Here is an 8,542-nt window from a genome sequence, read left to right on the forward strand (position 1 = left end):
GCGGCGAGCCGCTCCTGGCAGGCGCGCGCCAGCCCCCGGCCCCACGCGACGGCGTGACCGACCTCCTCCTCCCGGAGCGGGCCGCGCAGTCCCTCGACCACGAAGCCCTGGGGGCGGGCGACCAACGCGAAGCCCAGGTGCTGCAGCAGGTGGGCGCCACGGGACGCGGCCGACATGGGGAGGTGCTCGGTCGCTCGGACGCGGGTGTCGAACATCGCCGCCAGGGGGCGGTGGCGGATCGACGGCGTCGCCCCGGCGACCGCGAGCCAGTCGCGCACGCCCGTCGCCGAGGAGGCGCTGCTGGCCCCCTGGCGCACGGCGTCCTGCCTGGTCCGGGGCCGGCTCAGCGAGAACGCGTGGGTGGGCGCCCCGACGACGAGCAGGTCGAGCCCGACCTGCCGCAGCGGCGGCGCGGCTCCCACCGCGACGACGGTGGCGCCCATGCCCTCGAGGACCAGGCCGCGCGCGACCGCGTGGGCGATCGTCTCGGTGTTCTCGAAGAGCGACTCGTAGACGACCAGGGCGCTCGACCGGGCGCTCGACCGGGTGCTCGACCGGGTGCTCGACCGGGTCTCCCTGCCTGTGCTGACGTCCATGGGTCTCCTCGGCTCGGGCGGCGGCGGGTGCCTCTGCCCAGGATGCGGTGGCGCTGCCGCCCTGCCCAGGGCACAAGGTCCCGTGGTGACCACTCGTCGCGCGGGGTCTCCGGACCCGCCCCTCAGGAGCTGGTACGACGTGGCGGGTCGTCGGGCTCGTGCTCCCGGCCGACGCGCTCGTGGATGTCGCGCACCAGGTGCTCGATGGTGCGCGTCAGCTCGGTGTGGCGGTAGAGCTCCTGCTCCTGGGCCCGGAAGTCGTGGTCGGCCTTGACCTGCTGGAAGGACGCCTGCCGGTTCTGCCCGATCATCACGAACGTCGACAGGAAGATCGCCTCCAGCGACACCACGAGCGTCAGCGTGGGCCACGGGTCGCGCTCCAGGAGCGCCATCCACACCGCGAACGCCGCGACGTGGGCGTAGACGAACGGCATCGACCCGGCGTACGTGCCCTGACCGTCGGGCCGCGCTCCCCGGTGGCGTGGAGAGTCCGACCGCGCACGCACCGGGCGACCAGTGCCATGGGGCCCCGGACGGGCGGGACGGGTCTGCCCGCCACCCCGAGGTCCCGGACGGGCGGGACCAAGGACCCACGGCCGTGCGTCCCCGGTGCCCTGCCCGGACACGGCCCGGTCGCGGACCGTGGTGGCATGAGCGACGAGACGGAGCAGACCACCACCACCCCCGGCACGATCTGGGTCGGCATCGACGGGAGCAGCGGCAGCGACGCCGCCGTGCGGTACGCCGCGCACGCGGCGCAGGCCCTCGACGTCGGCGTCCACCTGCTGCACGTGATCCCCATCGACATGGCGATGTCGCCGATGTTCCCGCTGGTGCCCGAGGACATGGACCCCGTGGGGCGCCGGCTGCTCTCCGACGCCGCGGCGATCGCCGCCGAGATCGTGCCGGCAGACAGGGTCACCTCCTCGCTGCACCACGGGCAGCGCACCCGGAGCCTCGTCGAGGCCTCCGGGCGGGCCCGCCTGCTGGTCCTCGGCCGCGCGACGAGGTCGACGGCCGAGCGTCTGCTGACCGGGTCGGTCGCCACGGGCGTCTGCGCCCGCTCGGACGGCTGCGTGGCCGTCGTGCCCGCCGGGTGGCAGGCGCCCGACGAGCAGTTCCACGTCGTGGTGGGCGTCAAGGACACCGAGCACTCCGCCGACCTCGCGCTGCGCGCCGTGCGGCTCGCGGCCGACCGCGGCGGTCGGGTCACCTTCGTCCACGCGTGGGACCTGCCCTGGCAGTACGACGACCAGTCGTCCTCGCTCGACCGGGAGTGGACCGAGCGTGCCCGTGCCGCCGTCGACGCCGGGCTGCGCGAGGTGCTGGCGCTCTACCGCGACGTCCCGGTGCAGGTCCGCGTGCTGCGTGGCCAGGCGGCACGCGTGCTCCAGGACCAGGCCGCCAACGCCGACCTGCTGCTGCTCGCGCGCCGCGAGCACGTCCTCCCGCGCGGACACCTGGGCGGCACGGCGCGCGCCCTGCTGCGCGAGGGCAGCTGCCCCGTCGAGGTCGTCCCTCCGGTCGACGCGTCCCCGGACGGGACCGACGTGGTCGTCGAGGAGGCCGGTCGGACGGGGTCGTCCGGACGGTCCGTGCCGCTGCCGGCGTGAGGTGCGCGGGCCGACCCTGGACACCGGCCGCGTCGGCGGTGGAGTCTTGGGGGAGCCCCGGGGCCGCCCGACCACCCGGTGGTCGGAGGTCCGCGTCATGCGCGAGAGCGAGGTCTTCCCGCACCCGGGCGCGGGACGGGCGCCGGGTCAGGGCTGGACGCAGTCGGCCCCTGGCTTCGGGCGCTGGCTGCACGACTTCACCGATGGGACCTGGTCGTGGTCGGAGGAGATGATCGCGATGTACGACGCGGGGCTCAGCAACCCCGGCGACGTCGAGGCGGTCTTCGCGCGGATCCACCCCGACGACGCCGACCGCGTCCGCACCGGTCTCGAGCAGGCCATGCGCGCCGGGGCCCCGCTCAACGGGCAGTACCGCTTCCGCACCGACACCCGCGGCGAGCGGGTCTTCGCCTTCTTCGGCGACCCGGTCCGGATCGGGCGCGACATGGTGGTGGCGCTGCGCGGCTACACCATCGACGTCACCGACCACGTCCACGCCGTCGCGCGGGGGATGGCGGCCGAGATGGTCGAGGAGCTGCTGCGCGAGCGGTCGAGCGGCTGAGGACCAGCGCTCAGCGCTTGCGCCACTCGATCGCCGGGCAGGTGTCCATCACCATCGCGAGTCCCGCGGCCGTCGTACGACCGAAGGCGGCCTCGTCGACCACGCCGAGCTGGAACCAGACGCCCCTCGCGCCCACCTGCACGGCCTCGTCGGCGAACTGGCCGGCCGCCTCGGAGCGGCGGAACACGTCGACGACGTCGACGGGGAACGGGACGTCGGCCAGCGAGGCGTAGCCCTGCTCGCCCAGCACCGTCGGCGCGTCGGGGTGGACCGGCACGATCCGCTTGCCGCGCTGCTGCAGCAGCGAGGCGATGGAGTACGCCGTCCGGCTGGTGTCGCCGGACAGGCCCACCACCGCCCACGTCTCGCACTCGTCGAGCATCAGGTCGACGGCCGCCGGGTCCTGCCAGTTCGTAGCCATGCCCCGAGCCTAGGCTCGCGGCCATGGCGACCGAGCAGGCTCCGCGGGTGCGCGCCGGCCAGGTCACGCCGGCCCCCGGCGGCCCCCACGTCGAGCAGGTCGGCTGGGGCGTGGCCCGCCAGGTCGCGCGGCTGCTGGCCGCGCAGGTCGACGACCCGCTGCTCGCGCGGCTGCCCGAGCTGGCGGAGGCGCCGGGGCACGTCGTCCACGTCCTCTTCGAGCGGCGTACGGCGACGGCGGCCGCGCTCGTCGAGCTGGTCGGCGACACGGCGTTCTACCGCGGCGACGTCGTTCTCGCCGACGCGGTGCCGCAGGCCCGGCTGGCGCTCCTCGTCCGGGCGTCGTACGACGCTGCTGCCGCCGGCGCGACCTGGCTGGCCGTGCCGCACCCGCCGGTCGACCCCCGCGCCCTGGGGCTGGCCTGACCGCCGCGGGCCGTCGCGCTAACGATCGCTAACATCGGACCCATGACCTCTGACGCCGGCTACCCGATGTACGCGCTCTCCGAGGAGCACCAGGCCATCCGCGAGGCGGTCCGCGCCGTCGCCGACGCCAAGATCGCGCCGTTCGCCGCGGCCGTCGACGAGGAGGCCCGCTACCCCCACGAGGCCGCCGCCGCGCTGCTGGCTGCTGACTTCCACGCCCCCCACGTGCCCGAGGAGTACGGCGGCGCCGGCGCCGACGCGCTCGCCACCGTGATCGTGATCGAGGAGGTGGCCCGCGCCTGCGCGAGCTCCTCGCTGATCCCCGCGGTCAACAAGCTCGGCTCGCTCCCCGTGCAGATCAGCGGCTCCGAGGAGCTGAAGAAGCACTACCTGTCCAAGCTGGCCGCGGGGGAGGGCGGGTTCTCCTACTGCCTCTCCGAGCCCGACGCCGGCTCGGACGCGGGCGGCATGAAGTGCACGGCGAAGCAGGACGGCGACGGCTGGGTGCTCAACGGCACCAAGCGCTGGATCACCAACGCCGGCGAGTCGGAGTTCTACACCGTCATGGCCGTCACCGACCCCGACAAGCGCACCCGCGGCGGCATCTCGGCGTTCGTGGTGGAGAAGTCCGACGAGGGCGTGTCCTTCGGCGCCCCGGAGAAGAAGCTCGGCATCAAGGGCTCCCCGACGCGCGAGGTCTACCTCGACAACGTCCACCTCCCGGGTGACCGCATCATCGGCGAGGTCGGCAGCGGCTTCGCGACCGCGATGAAGACCCTCGACCACACCCGCGTGACCATCGCCGCGCAGGCCGTCGGCATCGCCCAGGGGGCGCTCGACTACGCCCTGGCGTACGCCCAGGAGCGGCAGCAGTTCGGCAAGCCGATCGCCGACTTCCAGGGCCTGCAGTTCCTGCTCGCCGACATGGGCATCAAGGTCGAGGCCGCCCGCCAGATCACCTACGCCGCCGCCGGCCGCTCCGAGCGCGGCGACAAGGACCTCACCTTCTTCGGCGCCGCCTCCAAGACCTTCGCCTCCGACACGGCCATGCAGGTCACCACCGACGCGGTGCAGGTGCTCGGCGGCTACGGCTTCACCCGCGACTACCCCGTCGAGCGGATGATGCGCGACGCCAAGATCACCCAGATCTACGAGGGCACCAACCAGGTCCAGCGCATCGTCGCCGCCCGCCAGCTGCTCGCCGGGATCCAGTCGCAGCTCTGAGCCGCCCTGCTCCGGACGTCATCAGGATCGTGGCCCCCAGGCCACGTTGCCGATGACGTCCTGGCACGACGACGCCCCGTCCCCGGCGTGCCGGGAACGGGGCGTGAGGCGGGACGTCAGCTCTTGAAGACGTCCTTGACGTTCTCGCCGGCCTGCTTGGCCGACGACTTCGTCTGGTCGGTCTTGCCCTCGGCCTTGAGCGAGTCGTCGTTGGTGGCCTCGCCCGTGGCCTCCTTGCCCTTGCCCTTGAGGTCTTCCGCGGTGTTCTTGGCCTTGTCAGCGAGTCCCATGGTGGTTCCTCTCGTAGCGGGTGTGTCGCGCCCTGTGCCCGATCCGGGGCGGGACGAACCTGGACCGGGTCGTGCGCCGGGCCGGCAGCAGGGGCGCCGGGGTCAGGTCGCGCGGGCCCAGGCGGCGTACAGCGGGTCACGGCCCCACCGCCGCGCCGTCCGCAGCTCGGTCGTCACGCCCTCGAGGCCGGCGCGCTCCAGGTAGGCCCGGACGATCTCGACCCGGCCGTCCTCGTCGGTGGCCAGCCACCCGCGGACCGCCTTGGTCGGGAAGCAGCGGTTGCTGAAGGTGAGCACCACCAGGCCGCCAGGACGCAGCACCCGCGCCGCCTCGCGCAGCACCTCGACCGGGCGGACGAGGTAGTCGATCGAGACGCAGCAGACCACCGAGTCGTACGACGCGTCGGCGAACGGCAGCCGCGGGTGGAGGTTGAGGTCCTGGACGACGACCTCGTCGGCCACCGGGTTGGCCTGCAGCTCCAGGGCGTTCATGCCCAGCGCCGTGAGTCCACCGCTCGGCGTCCGGGTCAGGTGGGACACCCACGACGACATCAGGTCGAGCACCCGGCCGTCCGGAACGCCGAGCTCGTCGTACAGCTCGCCCACCGCCGCGATCGCGCCGTCGTCGATGTGGGTGACGAACCGCGGGGGTGCGTAGAAGTCGGCGTCGTCGCCGGGGTCCTGGCGGTCGAAGAAGCCGGGCGGCCAGGCGTCGTCGGACATGGCTGCAGTCTGTCTCGGGCCTCGCAGCCAGGCCCGTCACGGCGCTGCACCGATGAGCCGTACGCCGAGGCGCCGCGCGCGACCTCGGGGGTCCACGTCCCGGCGTGACGCCCGTCATGTGATGTAGGCAAGGCTTGCCTTACTCTCTTGCCCATGAGTCGGACCTCCGCCACCACCACCGGGGTGCCCCTGGCCCGGGAGCTGGCGGTGCACGGGGCCCGGCCAGCGCTGATCTCGGGCGAGCTGGTGGTGTCCTACGCCGAGCTGGCCGCGCGCGTGGCCACGGCGGGCGAGCTGCTCGGCGCCACGCGCCGCCTGGTGCTGCTCACCGCGGACCACGAGGTCGACACGCTGGTCCACTACCTCGCCGCCCTCGCCGGTGGCCACCCGGTGCTGCTGGCCGACCCCGACCGTGAGGTCACCGGCCTGGTGGAGGCCTACGACCCCGACGTGGTCGTGCACCGCGGCGTGATGACCGAGCGGCGGGTCGGCACGTGCCACGACCTGCACCCCGACCTGGCGCTGCTGCTCTCCACCTCCGGCAGCACCGGATCCCCGCGGCTGGTGCGGCTGAGCGCGGCGAGCGTGCAGGCCAACGCCGCGTCGATCGCGTCCTTCCTCGGGGTGCGGCCCGACGACGTCGCGGCCACGACCCTGCCGCTGCACTACTGCTACGGCCTCTCGGTGCTGCACACCCACCTGCTGCGCGGTGCCGCCGTGGTGCTGACCTCGCTGTCGGTGGTCGACCGCTGCTTCTGGGAGCTCTGCCTGCGGCGTGGCGTGACCTCGCTGGCCGGGGTGCCGCACACCTTCGAGCTGCTGGAACGGGTCGGGTTCGGTCCCGAGAAGCTGCCCACGCTGCGCTACCTGACGCAGGCGGGCGGGCGGATGCCGGCCGAGCGGGTGCGCCGGTTCGCCGAGGCAGGGCGTGGGTGCGGCGTCGACCTGTTCGTGATGTACGGCCAGACCGAGGCCACCGCCCGGATCGCCTACCTGCCGCCCGACCTCGCCGTGACCCGTCCCGAGGCGGTGGGGGTGGCGGTGCCGGGCGGGCACCTGCGCCTCGAGCCGCCCGACGCCGAGGTGGGCGAGCTGGTGTACGCCGGCCCCAACGTCATGCTCGGGTACGCCGAGGGGCCGGCCGACCTGGCGCTGGGCCGCGTCGTGCACGAGCTGCGCACCGGCGACCTGGCCCGCATCGGCCCCGACGGGCTCGTCGAGGTGGTGGGCCGCAGCAGCCGGTTCGTCAAGGTGTGCGGGCTGCGCCTCGACCTCGACCGCCTCGAGCAGCACCTTGCCACGACCGGGCTGCAGGGGCTCTGCGCGGCCGACGGCGACAGGCCGGTGGTGGCCGTCGTCGGCGGCGAGGGGGAGGTCCGCGCGGCACGAAGCGCCCTGGCGGCTGCCACCCGGCTGCCGGGCGCGGCGTACGACGTCCACGCGGTGGCCGCGCTGCCCCGGCTGGCCTCCGGCAAGCCCGACCACCGGGCCGTGGCCGGCCTCGTCCGGCCCGCGGCCCCCGGTCCGGCTCCCGGCCCGGCCGTCCCGGACGCCGACGTGGCCGGCCTGCTCGGGCTGGTGCTGGGCCGCGACGACGTCCGCCCCGCCGACACGTTCGTCTCGCTGGGCGGCGACTCGCTGTCCTACGTCGAGGCCTCGGTGCGGCTCGAGCAGCACCTCGGCCACCTCCCGGTCGGCTGGCACACCACGCCGGTCGGACAGCTCGAGCGCAGCGCACGGCCGCCGCGACGGGGCGCGGCCGTGGAGACCAGCGTGGTGCTGCGGGCGCTCGCGATCGTGGCCGTCGTCGGCACCCACGGCAACCTGTTCGTGCTGACCGGCGGCGCCCACCTGCTGCTGGGCGTGCTGGGCTTCAACTTCGCGCGCTTCCAGCTGGCCAGCCCCGTGCGGGGCGAGCGCGTCCGGCGCACGCTGGGGGCGGTCGCCCGGGTCATGGTGCCGTCGGTGCTCTGGGTGGGCGGGTTCGCGCTGCTGGCCTCGGCGTACCCCTGGCGGACCGCGCTCATGGTCAACGGCCTCACCGGGCCCGAGGCCTGGGCCGAGCCCGCCTGGCACCTGTGGTTCCTCGAGGCGCTGGTCGCGCTGCTGCTGGGCAGCGCCGCGCTGCTGGCCGTGCCGGCGGTGCACCGCTGCGAGCGGCGCTGGCCGTTCTGGCTGCCGTTCGCGATCGCGTGCGTGGGCCTGCTGACGCGCTACGACCTGGTCTCGCTGCGCGGCGGCGACGAGATCCACCGCGCCCACGTCGTGCTGTGGCTCTTCGCCGCGGGGTGGGCCGCGGCCCGGGCCGACACCGTCGCCGCCCGCGCCGCCGTCTCGCTGCTCCTGCTCGTGGCCACCCCGGGGTTCCTGGAGGACGGCGCCCGCGAGGCGGTCGTGCTCGGCGGCATGCTGGTCCTGGTGTGGGTGCCGCAGCTGCGGCTGCCGCGGCTCGCGGTGCGCGCGGCGGCGCTGCTGGCCGCCGCGTCGCTCTACGTCTACCTCGTGCACTGGCAGGTCTACCCCCACTTCGAGGACACCCGCCCGCTGCTGGGCGTGCTGCTCTCGCTCGGCGCCGGGGTGGCGCTGTGGTGGGCCGTGGACCGCGCCACCCCCCGCGTACGCCGGGCCGTGCGCGCGCCGCGGACCGTGCTCGGCGTCCGCCCGCCGTGGCCTCAGCGGCGGGCGGTC

General features: G+C 74.7%; 10 protein-coding genes. 5 read left to right on the top strand and 5 right to left on the bottom strand.

Features of this window, described 5'->3' with window-relative positions:
• Positions 1 to 596: hypothetical protein (locus ASG49_RS04800; RefSeq protein ID WP_162244493.1), on the bottom strand; the 596-nt coding region annotated here is incomplete at its 3' end.
• Positions 597 to 718: 122 nt separating this feature from the next.
• Entirely contained in the window at positions 719 to 1,030 is a 312-nt protein-coding gene (locus ASG49_RS04805; protein ID WP_082533781.1) for a DUF1003 domain-containing protein, read from the bottom strand.
• 216 nt (positions 1,031 to 1,246) lie between these two features.
• On the opposite strand from ASG49_RS04805, the gene ASG49_RS04810 reads away from it, so the two are divergent.
• Both ASG49_RS04810 and ASG49_RS04815 read left to right on the top strand, forming a co-directional pair.
• Positions 1,247 to 2,209: a universal stress protein gene (locus ASG49_RS04810; protein WP_056537737.1), complete on the top strand. Its 963-nt coding sequence runs from the start codon at positions 1,247 to 1,249 to the stop codon at positions 2,207 to 2,209.
• 97 nt (positions 2,210 to 2,306) lie between these two features.
• Positions 2,307 to 2,771, top strand: coding sequence for a PAS domain-containing protein (locus ASG49_RS04815; RefSeq protein ID WP_156384188.1), 465 nt, complete (start codon positions 2,307 to 2,309; stop codon positions 2,769 to 2,771).
• Positions 2,772 to 2,781: 10 nt separating this feature from the next.
• On the opposite strand, the gene ASG49_RS04820 is transcribed toward ASG49_RS04815, so the two are convergent.
• Positions 2,782 to 3,192 carry a CoA-binding protein gene (locus ASG49_RS04820; protein ID WP_056537743.1) on the bottom strand — a complete coding sequence of 137 codons (411 nt, stop codon included), beginning with the start codon at positions 3,190 to 3,192 and terminating at the stop codon, positions 2,782 to 2,784.
• Positions 3,193 to 3,215: 23 nt separating this feature from the next.
• Between ASG49_RS04820 and ASG49_RS04825 the strand changes: the two genes are divergently transcribed.
• Positions 3,216 to 3,617: a hypothetical protein gene (locus ASG49_RS04825; protein WP_056537746.1), complete on the top strand. Its 402-nt coding sequence runs from the start codon at positions 3,216 to 3,218 to the stop codon at positions 3,615 to 3,617.
• 42 nt (positions 3,618 to 3,659) lie between these two features.
• Positions 3,660 to 4,841: an acyl-CoA dehydrogenase family protein gene (locus ASG49_RS04830; RefSeq protein WP_056537749.1), complete on the top strand. Its 1,182-nt coding sequence runs from the start codon at positions 3,660 to 3,662 to the stop codon at positions 4,839 to 4,841.
• Positions 4,842 to 4,957: 116 nt separating this feature from the next.
• On the opposite strand, the gene ASG49_RS18155 is transcribed toward ASG49_RS04830, so the two are convergent.
• The gene (locus ASG49_RS18155) at positions 4,958 to 5,131 is read right to left on the bottom strand and encodes a CsbD family protein (RefSeq protein WP_082533783.1); all 174 of its coding nucleotides are present in this window, start codon (positions 5,129 to 5,131) and stop codon (positions 4,958 to 4,960) included.
• Positions 5,132 to 5,233: 102 nt separating this feature from the next.
• A complete protein-coding gene (locus tag ASG49_RS04835) occupies positions 5,234 to 5,854 on the bottom strand; it encodes a class I SAM-dependent methyltransferase (protein WP_056537752.1) in 621 nt (206 codons plus the stop codon).
• Between the two features lie 153 nt (positions 5,855 to 6,007).
• On the opposite strand from ASG49_RS04835, the gene ASG49_RS04840 reads away from it, so the two are divergent.
• Positions 6,008 to 8,542: non-ribosomal peptide synthetase (locus ASG49_RS04840; protein ID WP_200936198.1), on the top strand; the 2,535-nt coding region annotated here is incomplete at its 3' end.

Source organism: Marmoricola sp. Leaf446 (genome assembly GCF_001424755.1).
Taxonomy (GTDB): Bacteria; Actinomycetota; Actinomycetes; order Propionibacteriales; family Nocardioidaceae; genus Marmoricola.

Coding starts and splice junctions, on each gene's coding strand:
- ASG49_RS04830 (WP_056537749.1), top strand. CDS start 3,660: ATGACCTCTGACGCCGGCTACCCGATGTACGCGCTCTCCGAGGAGCAC.
- ASG49_RS04805 (WP_082533781.1), bottom strand. CDS start 1,030: ATGCCGTTCGTCTACGCCCACGTCGCGGCGTTCGCGGTGTGGATGGCG.
- ASG49_RS18155 (WP_082533783.1), bottom strand. CDS start 5,131: ATGGGACTCGCTGACAAGGCCAAGAACACCGCGGAAGACCTCAAGGGC.
- ASG49_RS04835 (WP_056537752.1), bottom strand. CDS start 5,854: ATGTCCGACGACGCCTGGCCGCCCGGCTTCTTCGACCGCCAGGACCCC.
- ASG49_RS04820 (WP_056537743.1), bottom strand. CDS start 3,192: ATGGCTACGAACTGGCAGGACCCGGCGGCCGTCGACCTGATGCTCGAC.
- ASG49_RS04810 (WP_056537737.1), top strand. CDS start 1,247: ATGAGCGACGAGACGGAGCAGACCACCACCACCCCCGGCACGATCTGG.
- ASG49_RS04815 (WP_156384188.1), top strand. CDS start 2,307: ATGCGCGAGAGCGAGGTCTTCCCGCACCCGGGCGCGGGACGGGCGCCG.
- ASG49_RS04825 (WP_056537746.1), top strand. CDS start 3,216: ATGGCGACCGAGCAGGCTCCGCGGGTGCGCGCCGGCCAGGTCACGCCG.